Origin of the sequence: Desulfobacter vibrioformis DSM 8776 (assembly GCF_000745975.1) — a bacterium.
GTDB classification, from domain to species: Bacteria; Desulfobacterota; Desulfobacteria; order Desulfobacterales; family Desulfobacteraceae; genus Desulfobacter; species Desulfobacter vibrioformis.
Window position 1 is genome coordinate 13,513 of the sequence record NZ_JQKJ01000002.1, and the last position, 16,582, is coordinate 30,094.

14 protein-coding genes are annotated in these 16,582 nt (G+C 48.5%); 9 read left to right on the forward strand and 5 right to left on the reverse strand.

The features are described 5' to 3' along the window. Positions 1 to 47 precede the first annotated feature (47 nt). Positions 48 to 686 carry an IMPACT family protein gene (locus Q366_RS01925; RefSeq protein ID WP_245619843.1) on the reverse strand — a complete coding sequence of 213 codons (639 nt, stop codon included), beginning with the start codon at positions 684 to 686 and terminating at the stop codon, positions 48 to 50. 74 nt (positions 687 to 760) lie between these two features. Then, positions 761 to 2,329: an HDOD domain-containing protein gene (locus Q366_RS01930; RefSeq protein WP_035235845.1), complete on the reverse strand. Its 1,569-nt coding sequence runs from the start codon at positions 2,327 to 2,329 to the stop codon at positions 761 to 763. A gap of 141 nt (positions 2,330 to 2,470) precedes the next feature. On the opposite strand from Q366_RS01930, the gene Q366_RS01935 reads away from it, so the two are divergent. Continuing rightward, complete coding sequence (locus Q366_RS01935) at positions 2,471 to 4,480, forward strand: class I adenylate cyclase (RefSeq protein WP_035236247.1); 2,010 nt, start codon at positions 2,471 to 2,473, stop codon at positions 4,478 to 4,480. A gap of 8 nt (positions 4,481 to 4,488) precedes the next feature. Continuing rightward, positions 4,489 to 5,499 (forward strand): tetratricopeptide repeat protein, encoded by a 1,011-nt coding sequence (locus Q366_RS01940; RefSeq protein ID WP_035235847.1) that lies wholly within the window; start codon positions 4,489 to 4,491, stop codon positions 5,497 to 5,499. A 215-nt stretch (positions 5,500 to 5,714) separates the two neighbouring features. Here the strand turns inward: Q366_RS01940 and Q366_RS01945 are convergent, their stop codons facing one another. Then, entirely contained in the window at positions 5,715 to 7,400 is a 1,686-nt protein-coding gene (locus tag Q366_RS01945; protein ID WP_035235849.1) for a hypothetical protein, read from the reverse strand. Between the two features lie 132 nt (positions 7,401 to 7,532). Between Q366_RS01945 and Q366_RS01950 the strand changes: the two genes are divergently transcribed. From Q366_RS01950 to Q366_RS01975, 6 genes are all read left to right on the forward strand, one after another. Next, a complete protein-coding gene (locus Q366_RS01950; protein ID WP_035236249.1) occupies positions 7,533 to 8,579 on the forward strand; it encodes an XdhC family aldehyde oxidoreductase maturation factor in 1,047 nt (348 codons plus the stop codon). Between the two features lie 12 nt (positions 8,580 to 8,591). Then, on the forward strand, positions 8,592 to 9,758 hold the full coding sequence (locus Q366_RS01955; RefSeq protein ID WP_051957764.1) for a DVU_1551 family NTP transferase: 1,167 nt from the start codon (positions 8,592 to 8,594) through the stop codon (positions 9,756 to 9,758). Continuing rightward, on the forward strand, positions 9,685 to 10,314 hold the full coding sequence (locus tag Q366_RS01960) for a histidine phosphatase family protein (protein WP_245619844.1): 630 nt from the start codon (positions 9,685 to 9,687) through the stop codon (positions 10,312 to 10,314). Before Q366_RS01955 ends, Q366_RS01960 begins: the two co-directional genes overlap by 74 nt. A 363-nt stretch (positions 10,315 to 10,677) precedes the next feature. Then, positions 10,678 to 11,097, forward strand: a complete 420-nt coding sequence (locus tag Q366_RS01965) for a PAS domain-containing protein (RefSeq protein WP_035235853.1) — start codon at positions 10,678 to 10,680, stop codon at positions 11,095 to 11,097. Positions 11,098 to 11,196: 99 nt separating this feature from the next. Further along, entirely contained in the window at positions 11,197 to 11,748 is a 552-nt protein-coding gene (locus tag Q366_RS01970; protein ID WP_035235855.1) for a cytochrome c3 family protein, read from the forward strand. Between the two features lie 45 nt (positions 11,749 to 11,793). Beyond that, positions 11,794 to 13,185, forward strand: coding sequence for a multiheme c-type cytochrome (locus Q366_RS01975; protein WP_035235857.1), 1,392 nt, complete (start codon positions 11,794 to 11,796; stop codon positions 13,183 to 13,185). A 68-nt stretch (positions 13,186 to 13,253) separates the two neighbouring features. On the opposite strand, the gene hcp is transcribed toward Q366_RS01975, so the two are convergent. Further along, positions 13,254 to 14,897, reverse strand: a complete 1,644-nt coding sequence (hcp, locus tag Q366_RS01980) for a hydroxylamine reductase (protein ID WP_035235859.1) — start codon at positions 14,895 to 14,897, stop codon at positions 13,254 to 13,256. A 399-nt stretch (positions 14,898 to 15,296) separates the two neighbouring features. Here hcp and Q366_RS01985 point away from each other — a divergent pair, with 399 nt between their 5' ends. Then, complete coding sequence (locus Q366_RS01985; RefSeq protein ID WP_035235860.1) at positions 15,297 to 16,100, forward strand: 4Fe-4S binding protein; 804 nt, start codon at positions 15,297 to 15,299, stop codon at positions 16,098 to 16,100. 26 nt (positions 16,101 to 16,126) lie between these two features. On the opposite strand, the gene Q366_RS01990 is transcribed toward Q366_RS01985, so the two are convergent. Then, positions 16,127 to 16,447, reverse strand: coding sequence for a cupin domain-containing protein (locus Q366_RS01990; protein WP_035235861.1), 321 nt, complete (start codon positions 16,445 to 16,447; stop codon positions 16,127 to 16,129). Positions 16,448 to 16,582 lie beyond the last annotated feature (135 nt).

Sequence of the window (16,582 nt, forward strand, 5' to 3'; positions counted from 1 at the left end):
GCCGATACAGGAAAAAGCCTTTTCGGGCAAACATACGCCTTCCAAAATTAGGCTGTTATTTTTGTATACCCCAAAAGCCCCTGGCGTTGGTATTGTGTGAGTACGGATTCCAGGGCCGGAAGGTCGGACAATTCCACGGCCAGATCATGGGTGATCCGTTCTTTATAATCCGTTCCGGTGATTGTGGTCTTCAAGGCGCTGATGCGGTTTAAAAATGAATCATTCAGGCTGTAATCCAGACAGATTTGGAACGATTGCGTTTTTACCAGCCGGACCAGGGGGGCCTGGTCAACGGCCTCACCCACAGCCAGGGCATAGGCTTCAATCAGCCCGCGAACCCCAAGCTTGACCCCGCCGTAATACCGGGTAACCACCGCTGCAGTACAGGTCATATGATGGGATAAGAGCGTGTTGAGCATGGGCTTGCCGGCCGTACCCGGCGGTTCTCCCGCATCTGAGCAATGGCTGATCTGCCCGGAATCGCCCACTACATAAGCCCAGCAGTTATGAGTGGCGGTTTTGTATTCTTTACAAACGTTGGAAATAAATCCCTTTGCCCCTTCAATGGTATCAACATAGCTGAGCCGGCAGACAAACACGGAGCGCTTTATTTTTATTTCCGCCCGGCGAACGGGATCGGACACAGACCGCCCCACAGAATAAAAAACCGGTTTTTCGCCATCCATAATCATGGATCATGGTATAGTACAAATCAAATTCAAATAAAAGGCCGAATATGGCCGTAAGATTGAAGACACGCTTATCTGGAATGAAGGGTAAAGGCTTTAATCATCTGTTTTCTGAACCTCTGGATATACGATAATGTACCCGGGTCCGGCTCTGATGCCTTTTTATCCCAGTCCACGTAAATCATAGACAAAATTTTATCGTCCACAAATACGGGAAAAATGCCGAATCCCTTTACCAGAAAAGGACTGGCTATCTTTTTCATATACCAGGAAGGAATATGGAGCCGGCAAAACTCTTTTTGGATATCTTTGACAATGATATCGGTTTTCTGGTCGATGGCGTTGTTGAAAATGCCTGATACCGGTTCAATTTTGAATACCATGGCTTTGCCGAATCCATCCGGCCGTTTTTCCCCCCGGACAAACCGGGGCTCCATGGTGTTGGTCTCTTTTTTTTTGATACTGATGACGACCTGGTTAAAATAAAAGCACTGCGCCATGGTGTCGATGAGCCGGGTAAAAATATTATGGATGCTCAGGCCTCCTTCTAACGCCTCTTCCACGCGGCTGATCCCCAGATCCAGTTCCACCTTGTTTTTTATCCCCGGATCGTTCTTAGCGGGTGGGGTTACCACAGGATCAATGCCTAGAATTTCAGCATGCCGAATCACCCGCTCCATGGCTGTGCAGGTCAATTCCAGTGCCTGCCGGGCATCAAAATCCAAAACACCACGGAACTTTTCCACAAGTTTACCTGCAGCGCCAAGGGATATCGCGTCATTTCCCGGTTCAGGGATATTGCATAGCTCATATACAAAGGCACATAGATATCTGGCCTCTTCTTGTGGGGATATCCGCAGCCCCTGTCCCGCAGTCAACGTAACCGGCCGCATGGCCTGGACAATTCTCCGGGGCAAATTAAACTTCAAAGCAACCATCTGTCCGAGTTCAAAATAGGTTAAGCCTAAAATGGTTTTAGCCGCACATTCCCTTGATAGCCGGTCTTCATCCATGGCGACCTCCACCTTGAGGTAAGTATCCGGGTCCAGAAGCGCCACCAGGTATTCTCCCAGTTCATACAACATGGCTGAAACGGGGAAGGCATCCGAAGTTCTGTCGCCCTTTTCCCTTTCAACCTGACTGGCAACAGCACTCCGATGAAGGCTTTTGAGCAGTTTGTCCTTCAAAAGCCGGGAATAGGCCCTTGACTTCAGCATCTCAAAAATTTTAAGTCCGGCTGCCAGTTCCCGGATTTCATCTGTACCCAATATGATCATGGCCTCGGAGAGGGTTGAAATGCCTTTGTCTGAAAACTGCCGGTAAATTGAGGAATTCACAAGTTTCAGCACCTGTGTGGTCAAGCTCAGGTCATTAAGAATCACCCGGGCAATATCCCCTGCAGAGGAATAGTCCATATTCAGTATCTGATTAATATTGTTGACCTGCTGGGAAAAGGTTAAAAACGCCTCCTTGCCCTGCATTCTCTTTATAATACCGCTGAAGTAAACCCGATAATCCCCTGGGTCCGCACGGATGCTTTCCTGAAATTTTTCCGGGGAGTCTTCATCTTTTTCGACCAGTTCATCAATGCAGATAACGTCCAGATCAATACCGGTATGGGAGGAATCTTTGTCACCCATTCATGCTCCATGTTAAAACTTGACTTGAAAATAATAAAAGATCGTTCCTATAATATCACCAAATACACATGACTTAATATTAAACAGTTTGTGTTATCTTTTCAAATGATTTAACCCCCCATCATGGAACCGGAACAGACCATGCACGATTCGTCAGCATCCACAAAAAATGCCCTGGCTGCCAAGCTCCTTAGGATGAAAGCAGCCTTTTCCAACTACAACGTGGTGAGAATGCGCGAGGCGTTGCGTTACCTTTCAGGCCCGAAACTTGAACTTTTTATCAAAATTCCTTTTCTGATCCACATTAACCAGCCGCAATTCCCGGGATATGTGTCCGAATCGCCTGAGGCCTGCGGTATCTATAATTTTAAGCATTCAGGATTTTACAACGCCGTGCTGGACAAAGACAAAGAAGAGATCTCCCGGGATATTCTCGAAACGGAAACGGACATCAAAGATCCCTGTGTCCTTGGTTTTTACCACATCGGCTCCCTGGGGACATTTACCCAATCGGCCCAGTCAGATTTTGATTACTGGGTCATCATTGACAGAACCTGCTTTACGGAACAACGATATTACAACCTTGAAAAAAAACTCAACCACATCGTTCAATTTTCCAGGGACAACTTTGACCAGGAAGTGACGTTTTTCATCATGGATCAGGCCGATATCCGGAAAGACTGCTATGCCGGGTTTGAATCGCCTGAAACAATGATTGCCCCCAAGCTGTTCCTCAAAGAGGAGTTTTACCGGACGTTTCTAATGATTGCCGGCAAGATCCCGGTGTGGACCATTTTGCCGGCAAACATGCAGCAGGGTACATACGACCGTCTGGTTGGACATCTGTTCCGGCAGCCTGAACTGACTGTTTTATTAAAAGATTTCATTGACCTTGGGAAGGTTGAAATGCCGTCTGTCAAAGACATTTACCAGGGCATCCGCTGGCATATCTGCAAATCCAAAGAAGATCCGGTCAAGGCCCTGCTCAAGGCCACCATGATCCTTTCCCACATAACGGACGAAAAAAACAGCGCCATGCTCCTGTGCGACGAACTCAAGCAGAAATTTGCAAAAGCCGGCATTGACGACTGCGAAAGTGATCCATACAAGATTATGTTCGACAGGGTGCTCCACTACCATAAAGTCCATGCCCACGATGGGCTCAAACTTATAAAAAACGCCATATTTCTCAGGCTTTGCAGCTACCCCGAAGTCAGGCTGCCTGAACCGGGATCACCTAAAAAACAATTGATAGACAAATATATCCGAACCTGGAACATCTTGCCCTCCCAGGTCAAAAAACTGATGTCGTATCCAACCTGGCCCGAAAAGGGAAAGCAGCTCCTTGACACAACCTTAATCCAGCGCCTGGCCAGGATGTACGAACAGATCAACACCAAAGGGAAGGCCATTGAAAAAGACCTGCCCCAGGCGGAACAAAGAAATATGAAGATTCTCAACAACAAAGTCAAAGCGCGTCTGAACACGGAATCCGGCAAAATTCCGGCCAGTTCAAATTTTTTGGCCCGACACGCTTTTTCATTTCTTTTGATAAGAAAGAATTCAATGGGAAAATGGATATTGAGCGCCGCGCTTTCAAATACAATCCATGAAAGTATTTTTCACAAATCCGAGGCGTTCCTGGGCCTGATGGGATGGATCATGGAAAACCGGCTTTACCGGAGAAATAAAACCAGTATCAAGATAGAAACCTGGCTTAAGCTATATGAAAGCAGGGATCAAGCCATCTGCGCAGACGCCCTCTACCTGGTCATGCAGCCGGTCGAACCTCTTTTTGACGGCTGTTTTGAACACGATGCCCGGTGGACCAAAATACTGATTCTGCTGGTTTACCCGGATCCGTTCTGCGGGGTGGAGCAAATTGAACTGTTAGCGCTCAATTCCTGGGGGGAACTGTTTCTGGATCAATTGAAGCTTGACACCGATTGGCCCCTGGATGATAGGTATAGAAAAATAGCCGATAAAATTAACCAGTATACCGGGGAAGAGATCCGTCTGTTTTTTTTCCAGATGGCAGCAATCCGGGACCCAAATGCGGTATACGAAATCAAGCAGTTTCTGGCGGATCGTTTTCGGATGCACCGACCGGGAACGCCTGAAAAAAATCGTCCAATGCTGGACAAATTATAGGAATGCATATGACCCACCCGCCAATCCTCACCATCACCGAAGATACGCTGGAGCAGGACAGACTTTTAACTGCCCTGAAAAAGATCGGTTACACCCATATCATAACTGCCGACAGTGCAGACAACGGATGGACCGTATTAAAAGCATCTGACATCGGATGTGTTATTGCCGCCTATGATATGAGCGATATGTCCGGACTGGCGCTGTTGAAAATTTTGAGAAAAGAGGAGCGCCTAGGCGATCTGCCTTTTTTTTTAACAAACAGCGCATTTACCAAAATCAAGGTCATCAAGGCAGGCCAGGCAGGCGTCAGCGGGCTTTTTGTCATTCCCTATGATCCCAAGGCCATGAAAATGAAATTGGCCACAGCGTTAGGAAAGCTTAAAGATCCTGTCATCCACCAGGTCGAGTTAAGTGTAAAAAAAGGCCTCGAATTCATTGAAAAAAAAGAATACAAAAAAGCGCTGGAGTTATTCCAAACCCTGGTCAACCAGAAAGAAAACCCAGAATACTATTACAACATCGGATACATCAAAACAGCCCAGAACAAGCATTCCGAAGCCATCGAGGCCTTTTCAAAGGCAACGCTTCTGGACCGGCTTTTCGTCAAGGCATACAAAGCCATGGCCATGGTATACAAGGCCATGGGGGCCGTTGAAAAGGCTGAAGAGTACACCCGGATCGCAGCAGAAATTTATATGGATACCGATAAACTGGGAAAAGCCGAGGACCTGCTCAATGAGCTCTTGGATTCCGGGACCAATTCACTGAATGTGTTCAACACCCTAGGGGTACTTTACCGGAAAAAGGGTGACATAAAAGAAGCCATGAAACAGTACAAAAAAGCATTAAAAATCCACCCGGACGAGCCTTATATCTATTACAACATAGGCCGCCTTTATCTGGACGCAAAAAACACCACCAAAGCCAAGACCTATTTCCAGGCCGCCCTTGACAAGGACCACGGTTTTGCCGAAGCCAAGCAGGTGATCAAGGCCATTGACCTGGGGATGATCTGATAGTACCCACCCGGAAACAGCCTTTTTGCCCAATTGTGAGCAGAATTTTTGTTCGACCTTTCGTTGAATTCAATCGCGTTCTGACCCCTTGGCCGCTAAATCCATACCCGCATCAAGTGCATTGTTGGCATTAACCGCTACGCCATGAGCACATGTGAAAGGTTTCCGGCCATGTGTACAAGGATGCCGTGGCATTTTTTTCCTGTTTTGGGTCGTTACGGCCCGCAGCTTCCAATCATGGTCCTGATGGCCGGAATATCCTCGGTGGTCAGAACCGCTCCTTTTTTCAATATCTTTTCTCCCAGGGCAAAGAGGTCTTCCCGATTTTCCTTTTTACCGGTATTCAGGGCGTTGAGCGCATTTATATCCCGGGTGAGCCCTGCCGAGACGCAGGACAGGATTTCATCCGGGGCATTGCTTTTCAGATGGATCTCCAGCACCGAGAAGTTGGAGGTGAAGTTCATCAGGGTCCACTCGATGTTGCCAAGGTTACTCCGCTCGTTCCCGGTGAAATCGTCCCAGTGGTCATAGGTTTTTTTGAGCATGACGTTAGCCACGGTTCTCATCTTCAGGGCGATGTCCCGGGACAGGGCCGCGGTTTTTTCGTTCAGAGGCCGGGGAATAGGCGTTTTGACCGGATCTGCATACTTTCCCATCAGTTCCGGGTCCCCGGTCAGGATGGCCGCGCCCAGCTTCAGGCCATTCTGACCCTGGACAAAGAAAGGCCCATACGCCGAATCATCCTGGGTAAGATCCGCCGTAATGGCCGCGATCCCCGATTGGATCTTTTTAAGGAGCGTTTCATTACCGCTGGTGGCGGCGTCAATGCCGAAGACAGCAAAATCCGAGTTAAAGTTGGTCAGGGTGAACTCCAGGTTTTCAAGATGATACTTTTCCTCCTTGGTCAATACATCCCAGTTCCGGTAGCGGTACTGCAGGAGCAAAAAGGACATGTGCCGGAACTTCAGGCCGAAGTCCCTGCCCAGTTCATAGTCCCGGCCCGCAGCCGTCTCCTGGCGTATGATTTTTTCGATGGCGGGAACATCTTCCTCGGTGATGGCGGCACCCAGGTCCATAACGGTCTGGGCGAGATTCATGACCCTGGAAAGAAAGCTTATGTCCCGGTGGCCCAAGGCCTCCATCGCCGTCACGTAGCCGGTGGTTTTTTCAAGGATCCGCTCGAACAGCTCCCGGGTCTCTTGTTCGTTGACCTTGATACCCAGGCCGCCGAAGTTGGAGTTGTAGTTCAGGAGGGTCATCTCCATGTTCAAAAGCCGGGCCTTTTGGGCGGCGTCAAGACCGGTCCAGTTTCGATAGTGAAAGGCCAGGACCGCGTCCGAGATCCGGGCAAAGTTCAAACCGATTTCCCGGGCAAGATCCGGATCGGCATACACGGGCGGTTTGGAAGGATCCGGAGGAACGTCAAAGGACTTGAGCAGGGCCGTTACCTGGCTGGAACTTTTACTGGCGATGGCCGCTCCAAGTTTCATGGACCAGTCGCCCAGGGCCGTGATCCTGGATATTTTTTTTTCGCCGGAGGTTATGATGGCAAGAACCTGGTCCGAGGCCTCTTTCACCCGGTTACCGATGCCGGAGAAAAGGGTGTTGGCATCACCGGTATCAAAGGAGATTCCCGAATCCGTAAAGTCGGTGCAGTAGTTGATCAGGGTCCACTCCACATTTTCGATATGGTATTGCTCCTTTTCCGTGAGATGCTGCCACTGCCCATAGCGGTACCGGACAAAGAGGTCGGAAAGTTCCCGGAGCGATAGGCCGGTCTGCCGGGCCTGTTCTGGGGTGAAACAGATGTTTGAAGACAATACGGGCGTTTGTCTTTGAAACAGGCAGCCCGTGGTGGTGGTCAGACACAGCAGGATGAAACCGATCAGTACGTTTCTCATGGAGTCTCCTTTTGTCAAAAAAAGGGGATGAATATTCATTATCAGCTTGGACTGTTTGTGTTTAACCTGTTATTTTATTCAATTGCAATTAAATTTTTTGATTATGAAACCATCCCCAAAAAAGAGAAATCCATGGGCAGTTTATATAAGGACATAAAAAACGCATTGTCAAAAGACCAGCCTTTTGCCCTGGCCATGATTGTCAGCCATAAGGGGTCCACGCCCGGGACATCGGGCTCCTGGATGCTGGTTCGGCAGGATAAAACCATTGCCGGCACCATTGGCGGCGGCCTGGTGGAAGCCAAGGTCATGAATGCCTGCGTGGGCATGATGGATAAAGCGCAGTCCCAAATTAAGGCGTTTCATTTGGACCAGGCCCTGAAAGCCGGCATGGACATGATCTGCGGCGGCAGCCTGGGTGTGTGGCTGCGCAGTTTTGTGCCGCCGTTTTCCAAAGAGTTTCTAAACGCCTTTGAAATCATTGCAGAAATTGAGAACAAAGGGGAAAGCGCCCTGGTTATTACCCGGATATCCGGTGATACGGTCCAGGTGCCTGTGGTGCTTAAAAACAGCCACAATGATCCTGGTGCATCAATTTTACCGGAAGATCTGCTGGCAGATGCAGCAGGCAGGGCGTTTTCCGGGCCCGGTCTCTCGTGCCAGGTGTACGGGCAGGACCTGTATATTATTCAGCCGTTGATACCCAGGCAAACCCTTTATATCTGCGGTGCCGGCCATGTGGGATATCAGCTGGGCCAGATGGCCCACATCACGGATTTTTCAACCGTGATCATTGATGACCGGCCGGAATTTGCCGATCCGGCCCGGTTCCCCCATGCCAGGCAGGTCAAGATCGTGCCCGGATTTAACCCGGTTTTTGACGGATTTAATGTGGATGAGAACAGCTATATTGCTATCCTCACCCGCGGACACCTGTACGACCAGATCGTTCTGGAACAAGCCCTTTACACCCGGGCCGCATATATCGGCATGATCGGATCCCGGAAAAAACGGGAACTCATTTACGGCAATCTCATGGACAAAGGCATATCAAAGCAGGCCCTTGACGCGGTTTACTCCCCCATCGGCACGGCCATTAAGGCACAAACCCCGGCAGAGCTTGCTGTCAGTATTCTGGGAGAACTGATACTTGTGCGCGCAACACACAAGAAAAGCTAAAGGGGGGCGCCGGTGACAGGTAAATCTTGGCAGGGTGATACCGTGGGCCCTGTAACGGATTTGGGCCCTGCAGGGCCTGGCTCGCCTGTGTCTGCCCTTATCCTTGCCGCAGGTTATTCCTCGCGTATGGCACCGGCATTCAAGCCTGTGCTGCCTCTGAACGACACCCCCATGGTCTGTGCCGTGATTGATCTTTTTTATGGTGCAGGTGTCCGTGACATCGTGGTGGTGGCCGGGCATAACCATGGGCAGGTGAAGTCAGCCGTGAAAAATACGCCTGCCCGGGTGGTGGTAAATTCTGATTATGCCCTGGGCATGTTTTCCTCCATCCGCACCGGGGCCGGGGAAATAGACCCGGAAAGCCAGGGCTTTTTTCTTCTGCCCGTGGATATCCCCGCAGTTCGGCCCTCAACCCTGGCGCGTATCAAAGCGGCTTTTTTGAAAAGGCCTGAACTGCCGGTCGTCCCCTGTTTTAACGCAAAAACCGGCCATCCCCCCCTGATTCCCGGCCCAGCCATTGAATCCATCATGCATGCAGGATCGGACAACAATCTTCGGGACATCCTTTTTGCCAAAGCATATACCTGCCTTGCCGTTCATGACCAGGGCATTCTCATGGATGCGGATACGCCAGAAGGGTATGAGGCGGTTAAGGAACAGTTTGCCAAAAGACTAATGCCGAACCGAACGGAGTGCCTGTCCATGATTGGGGCGGAACTAAGCGGAGAACAAGAGATCAAGGCCCACCTGCTTCTGGTGGAAAAAACAGCCATGGCCCTTTACAACGCGCTGCTTCCGGCGTTGTCCGGCCTGAATCCGGACCTGGTCCGGGCCGCAGCCCTGCTCCACGATATCAAACGAAAAGTTTCCCGTCATGACCGGGCCGCAGAAAAATTTTTGCTGGATATGGGATTTGCTGAACTCGCCGCTGTTGTGGGCGCCCACATGACCCTGGAAAATCCCGGAGAAGAACCCGGGGAAAAAGAGATCGTCTATTTTGCAGATAAAGTATGCGCCGGTGCCTGCCTGGACCTGGATTATGAGTCCAGATTCCGGCGTAAAGCCCGGGATTACCCCGAAGCCCGGGAAAGGATAAAACAGCGCCTTGAAACTGCACGGTACATACATGCCCGGATCAGCGCAATTACCGGCCGATCTGTTAAACAGATTCTCGGCTGACACCCCCCTTGTCTGTCTGATGCGCCACGGTCAGATTCTGGAGACAGGCGTTAAGCGCTTCATCGGCCGGACCGATCTGCCGCTCAATGCCCATGGGCAGGCCCAGGCCAAGTCCTGGCAAACTGTTTTTCACCACATTCAATTTAAAAGAATTTATGTGTCAGGGCTTTTGCGCACCCGGCAGACAGCCGCATTGTGCTGCCCGGGTCAGCCCGTGACAACAGATGCCCGTCTCAATGAAATTGACCTGGGTGACTGGGAAAATTTAAGTTTTGATCAGGTGAAAAACCGGTTTCCTGATGCGTTTGCACAGCGGGGCCGGGATATTTATCATTTCCGTACCCCCGGCGGTGAACGCTTTAAGGATCTCAAAGCGCGGGTTGTTCCGTTTTTTGAATCCCTGTTTTCCCCTGCCGCGCCCCTGCCCGGGCCTGTGCTGGTGATCGCCCACAGCGGGGTGATTCGTGTGATGTCCTGCCTGTGGTCGGGGCAATCCTTTGACCGCCTGCCGGCACTTAAACCGCAGTATGGACAGGTCTTTGTGCTGGGATACTAGGCAGGTTTTAACTGCCTTTTAATGCCATATTTAGAACAGCAATTCTAACTATGGAGAAACCCCTTCTTTTCAAAATAGCCACTTAACTTTTTTGGTGTTCAGGGTTAAAATGAATCGCTTTAGGGTCGTATGTATAATATAATTATTCAAATAAGGACAGATCTTTGCTTCGTGGCCTCATAACTGCGTTTATAATAAATGAGGCGAAGCATGGCGTTAGCCGTAGCGAAAGGAGAAATTACCTCCCCATTCCCTCTGGCCACGCAGATCCAGATAGACTCGGCCCATGGCCGATGACTTTAATACTATGGTGCCAGCTGGTAGGACTCCAACAATACCATATTTTGCGGAGATGATATAAAGATGAATGACAAATTCATGGAGAGCCTTATAGAGCAAAATCCCGATGCAATAATATTTGCCGATACAGAAGGGACGATATGTGTATGGAATATGGCGGCTGAACGTATTTTTGGATTTAGCAAAGAGGAAGCAGTCGGATCAAACTTAGACCTTATAGTTCCAGAAAACTTACGAGAGGCTCACTGGCGCGGATATAAACAAGCCATACGAATGGGGAAAACTAAGTATGCCGGTAAATTCCTGCCTACGAAATCTTTGCATGCAAACGGGACTGTTATTTACGTTGACCTCGGTTTTTCTATTGTTTTAGATTCCGCAAAGAATGTTATTGGAGCGCTGTCAAGCGCGAGAGACATTACCACGAGATATAAGGAAGATCGGACGATTAGAAAGAGGTTGTCCGAGTTAGAGAAGCTCTGATATAGATAAGTTTCAATTTAAGTGAAGCCGTGTTCTAAACAAGCGGCCCAAGCATCTCAATAAATTTTCTGTATGTTATAAAAAGGCGTGAGGTTCAAAATGAGAAAAATTATCAAACCTGTAATTTTTATTTTTATCGGCATTATTATCGCCTTTCCTGTATTCAGCCTGACCTATTATACAATGGCGAGAACATCAACGCCCGGATTCTGCGCCTCCTGCCACGAAATTCAGCCCGCATTTAACGCTTGGAAGACCTCTACCCATGTAAACAACGCCCAGGGATTTGTCGCGGATTGTATGGACTGCCACCTGCCTGCCCCGCAGGATACAATCAACTTTTTTTATACAAAGACGATCCACGGCATCAAAGATATATTCGTCCATTTCGCCTATGGGACCTATGATCGGGAAAAGAGCCGTAATCATGCCTATGAAACCTTTAAAAATGCGCAATGCCAGAAATGTCACCGTAATATTTTGAATATCCCGGATAAAAGAGGAGCCATGCTGGCCCACCGGACAGTTTTATACCCCAAAAAAGGATATGAAAAAAAATGCGTAGACTGCCACAGGAATCTGGTTCATGTGGACAGTGAAATATATAAGTACAAACAGAAACAGGTGCCATACAGAGGATTGGGAATATAGGATTTATAAACCTTGTAACGGTTACAAATAAAAGAAGGGGGTTCCATGAAGAAAAAATTAAGCGCATTGCTAACTGGTGTATTTATCACCGGCATATCCGCATCCACAGTTTTATGTTCGGATGTCCAGATGAATATACCAAAATCAAAAGAGTTTAGGATTGAGCGGTCCATGTCACCCGAGGCCATGGCATGTATCGAATGTCATAAAAAACAGCACCCGGGCATCTTCTCTGACTGGGCGGCCAGCCGTCATGCCAGCGCCAATATTACCTGTTACGACTGCCACGCTGCCGAGGCTCATGATCCGGATGTCAGTCAATCCCATTTTAAAGAGTACGAGGCAAACGATACTAAATACGGGCAGAAAAAATACATGGTTCCGGTTTCTGCCGTGGTCACCCCCAAAGACTGCTCACGCTGCCATCCGGATGAAGCAATGCAATACAGCAAGAGTAAACACGCAAACACCCTCGAAATTATCTGGAAAATAGATCCATGGCTCAACGATGGCATGAACAGTGACTTTGAGCGGGTAAACGGCTGTTACCATTGCCACGGCACCATTTTAAGCCTGAAAGACAAAGAACTTGATCCGGCAACCTGGCCCAATGTCGGCGTGGGAAGGCTGAACCTCGACGGCAGTAAAGGCAGTTGCAGCAGTTGCCATACAAGGCATCGTTTTTCTGTTATGGAGGCCAGAAAACCCCAGGCCTGCGGGCAATGCCACCTTGGTCCGGATCATCCCCAGATTGAAATCTTTACAGAATCAAAACATGGTGATATTTACGATGCCTTTGGGGACGAGTACAACTGGACCGCAGCGCCGGGCACTTGGAGTCCTGGTGTTGATTTCAGGGGGCCAACCTGTGCCTCATGCCATATGTCCGGTGCCGGTAGTGTAATGACCTCCCATGATGTCACTGAAAGATTGTCCTGGGAATTGCAAGCCCCATTGACAGTCAGGCCCGAAGACTTCAAACCGCTTCCAGCCCAGACAAACTGGCAGGAAGAGCGGACTAAAATGCAGGAAGTCTGTATGCAGTGTCACGGAAAAAGGTGGACAGAATCCCACTACAGCCAGATGGATCAAACCATCAAAGAATATAATGAAGTATATTTCATACCTGCTAAAGCCAAACTTGACGAACTCTATACAAAAGGCCTGCTTGACAAAACCCGTTTCTTTGATGAACCCCTTGAGGTGGAGTACTATGAACTATGGCACCACGAAGGGCGCCGGGCAAGGATGGGGGCTGCGATGATGGCTCCGGACTATTCGTGGTGGCACGGATTTTATGAATGTAAAAAACGCTTCAATGCGTTCATGGAAGAAGCCAATCACCTGATTGAAACCGGTAAAAAATCCTACAAAGCAGAAAACTATCCAAACGCCACCGGAAACAGGACAAAACCACCTGAAATTTTCAAACAATAGTTAACGCAAAAAATAAATGCAGCCGCTCAAATTAATTTGAGCGGCTGCATTTTGATTGGTTTTATAAACTAATTGCCTGCCATCATGGCTGCAATATCAGCATCAACCTCACCGATGAGTTTGATGTCAAAATTTTCAACCAGGACATTCAATACCGCGGGTGAAACAAAACCAGGCAGCGTGGGACCTAAACGGATGCCCTTCACGCCCAGATGCAGCAATGCCAGCAGAACAGCCACGGCTTTTTGTTCATACCAACCGATATCAAAGGAGAGCGGCAGATCATTAATGTGATCCAGCCCAAATGCATCCCGCAGTTTCATGGCGATCACCGCCAGTGAATAAGAGTCGTTGCATTGGCCTGCATCCAGCACCCTTGGAATCCCGCCGATGTCGCCCAGGTCCAGTTTATTGTACCTGTATTTTGCACAACCGGCAGTGAGGATCACGGTATCTTTGGGTAATTTTTCAGCCACTTCGGTGAAATAGTTTCTTTCTTTGTGGCGGCCATCGCATCCGGCCATGACGATGAAGCGCTTGATCGCACCTGATTTAACAGCGTCTACAACCTTATCAGCCAAGGCCAGAACTTGATTATGGGCAAATCCGCCAACGATTTTACCCGTTTCTATTTCAGTGGGCGGTTGGCAGGTTTTTGCCAGTTTCACAATCTTTGAAAAATCTTTGGCACTGCCGTTTGTTCTTGCCGGAATATGAGTTGTGCCCGGATATGAGACAACCCCGGTCGTAAAAAGTCTGCCCTGATATGTATTTTTCTTCTTAATGGGGATAATGCAGTTTGTTGTCATCAGGACAGGGCCGTTAAAGGTTTCGAAATCCTCATTCTGACGCCACCAGGAGCCACCGTAATTGCCTTTGAGGTGATCATATTTTTTAAATGCAGGATAATAATTGGCAGGCAGCATTTCTCCGTGGGTATACACATCAACGCCCGTACCCTTTGTCTGCTCCAGCAGCTCTTCCATGTCTTTCAGATCGTGGCCGGAAATCAGAATGCCGGGATTTGTACCCACACCGATATTGACTTCTGTGATCTCCGGGTCGCCATAGGCCTGGGTATTGGCTTGGTCCAAAGCGGCCATTGTGGTTACAGCCGTTTCACCGGCTTTCATAACCATCGCGACCATTTCATCAACACTCAGGTCCTGGGTGGTGGAAGTTAATGCTTCATACAGAAAATCCCAGATCTCATCTTTAGTGACACCCAGCACAGACGCATGATCCGCATATGCACAGATGCCTTTGAGTCCGATAACCAAAAGCTCCCTGAGAGATCTGACATCCTCGTTTTCAGTTGAAAGAACGCCGACAGCCGCGCCTTTGGCATCAAACTGTGATGTATCATTGGAAAACCAGGTCGCACAGTCATGAAGATCTGACCCGACTTTATCTTTGACGCTGTCGAACAACTTTTTTTTCACTGCCTGGGCGCGGTTGATCCAGTTTACAAGGTCATCATCATTAAAATTGACATTTGTAATGGTTGTGAACAACCCTTCGGCAATAAACTGACCGTTGGACGCCGGGACATTAACGCCTGCGGCCTTTGCTTTTTGTGCAAGAACGGCAATCCCTTTTAAATTATAAATCAAGAGATCCTGGAGGATTGCCGTACTCCCTTTTTTTCCACACATCCCATTAACGGTACATCCCTGATTTTTAGCGGTTTCCTGACATTGAAAACAAAACATGAAGCCTCCTTATTTATAAATTAACTGCTGAATGACGCCTTTCCTTGCACTTGCAGGTACACCATACGTTTAAAGAAGTATAAAAACCTTGATATAGATCAAATTACAAAAAAACGTGTAATAATAAATTGAACAATAGTGCGATAAAAGTTGGAGTGGTGTATTGACTCTATTTAACACATAACAATTTCAGATTAAAGGAAATTAAAATATCCCCGGGTTGATTTTTCAAATGGAAATGAAATCGCAACAAAGATACGCATTTTAAAGCATTAATTGTGTTTTTCTTGATTTGGGTCAAGGATTTTACAGTCTTTTTCAGGCATCTTTTTTTAAGGATCTGAACGGAAGGTTACACATATCTATTATATTGCAGAGGTTTTCCCTGAAAGGAGCGTTATGAAGTGGGCTTGGGATGCTGAAAAAGAAATATCAAAGGTTCCGTTTTTTGTAAGAAAGAAGGTTCGGAAACGGGTTGAGAAGGAGACAGCCGAACGCGGATACGCCATGGTTTCATTGGATCATGTCCATGCAGCACGCAACCGCTTTTTATCCAACATGGAATCGGAAGTTAAAGGATATCAGATAGAGGCCTGTTTCAGCCAAGGGGGATGCCCCAACAGTTGCGTTGAAAAAGATACTTTGACGGCACGGCTTGAAGCACTGCTTGCGGCAGAAGACCTTTTGGGATTTCTGCAAAAAAGCGTTCCGGGTAAGCTCAGATTCCATCATGAATTCCGGATCAGCGTTTCCCATTGCTCCAATGGCTGTTCCCAGCCACAGATAAAGGATATTGGTATCATTGCCGCCATGTATCCCAGGACGGAAGAAACCTTGTGCATCGGATGCCTGGCCTGTGTCAATGTCTGCAAGGAAAAGGCCGTTGCCCTGTCCAATACTCCCTTTCCCCTGATTAATACCCGGGCCTGCCTTGGCTGCGGTGCCTGCGTTCGCTCCTGCCCCGCAGGTTGCCTCCTATCCGGAGAGAGGGGATACCGTGTTCTGCTCGGTGGCCGGTTAGGCCGCCATCCCAGGCTTGCCCGTGAGCTGCCACACCTTTTTACCGAAGGTCAGGTTCTTGAAGTGGTCAGGGCCTGTCTGGCGTATTACAAAAAGAACAGCCGGACAGGCCAAAGGTTTTCCGCCCTGCTGGGCGACAACGATATCCCCCGGGACATACGCCAAGCCGTTTTGCCGCAGTAATTTGTTTTTCCCACCGGGCTATTTCATCAGATTGGCGGAGCAATGGTGACGATGATCCGCATTCTGGTGTCCGCCATTACCCCGTGGGGCTCCCTGATTTCCGAAATCAGGATGTCCCCCTTATTGGCTGGAATCTTTGTATCATTCTCCCCCAGAAACCATCCCTTTCCCTCAAGAACCTGAATGGACAATTCCCCGTCCAGGTCGTGGGAATGAACCGGAAACGTCACTCCGGCATCAAGATTAAAATTGATAATTTTGAAAAATTCTGAAGTTTGAACTAAAAAGAATCTTTTCATGGCACCGGAGTTAAACTCGTTGGTTTCTGTCAGTTTTAAAACCTTCATGGATTATTCCTTAATCTGAATTTTTCCTAAGCGTTGACTAATGGTCTATAACTGAACCACTTCAAAGATGCGGGCGAGACGCCAGCGCTCCCAGGTTAAGTTATTTCGGACTCATTTCTAAACACTTTACCTCTA

Bases quoted from the DNA above. Each gene is read 5' to 3' on its own strand.
- Q366_RS01925 (WP_245619843.1), bottom strand. From the start codon at position 686: ATGGATGGCGAAAAACCGGTTTTTTATTCTGTGGGGCGGTCTGTGTCC.
- Q366_RS01930 (WP_035235845.1), bottom strand. From the start codon at position 2,329: ATGGGTGACAAAGATTCCTCCCATACCGGTATTGATCTGGACGTTATC.
- Q366_RS01935 (WP_035236247.1), top strand. From the start codon at position 2,471: ATGCACGATTCGTCAGCATCCACAAAAAATGCCCTGGCTGCCAAGCTC.
- Q366_RS01940 (WP_035235847.1), top strand. From the start codon at position 4,489: ATGACCCACCCGCCAATCCTCACCATCACCGAAGATACGCTGGAGCAG.
- Q366_RS01945 (WP_035235849.1), bottom strand. From the start codon at position 7,400: ATGAGAAACGTACTGATCGGTTTCATCCTGCTGTGTCTGACCACCACC.
- Q366_RS01950 (WP_035236249.1), top strand. From the start codon at position 7,533: ATGGGCAGTTTATATAAGGACATAAAAAACGCATTGTCAAAAGACCAG.
- Q366_RS01965 (WP_035235853.1), top strand. From the start codon at position 10,678: ATGAATGACAAATTCATGGAGAGCCTTATAGAGCAAAATCCCGATGCA.
- Q366_RS01970 (WP_035235855.1), top strand. From the start codon at position 11,197: ATGAGAAAAATTATCAAACCTGTAATTTTTATTTTTATCGGCATTATT.
- Q366_RS01975 (WP_035235857.1), top strand. From the start codon at position 11,794: ATGAAGAAAAAATTAAGCGCATTGCTAACTGGTGTATTTATCACCGGC.
- hcp (WP_035235859.1), bottom strand. From the start codon at position 14,897: ATGTTTTGTTTTCAATGTCAGGAAACCGCTAAAAATCAGGGATGTACC.
- Q366_RS01985 (WP_035235860.1), top strand. From the start codon at position 15,297: ATGAAGTGGGCTTGGGATGCTGAAAAAGAAATATCAAAGGTTCCGTTT.
- Q366_RS01990 (WP_035235861.1), bottom strand. From the start codon at position 16,447: ATGAAGGTTTTAAAACTGACAGAAACCAACGAGTTTAACTCCGGTGCC.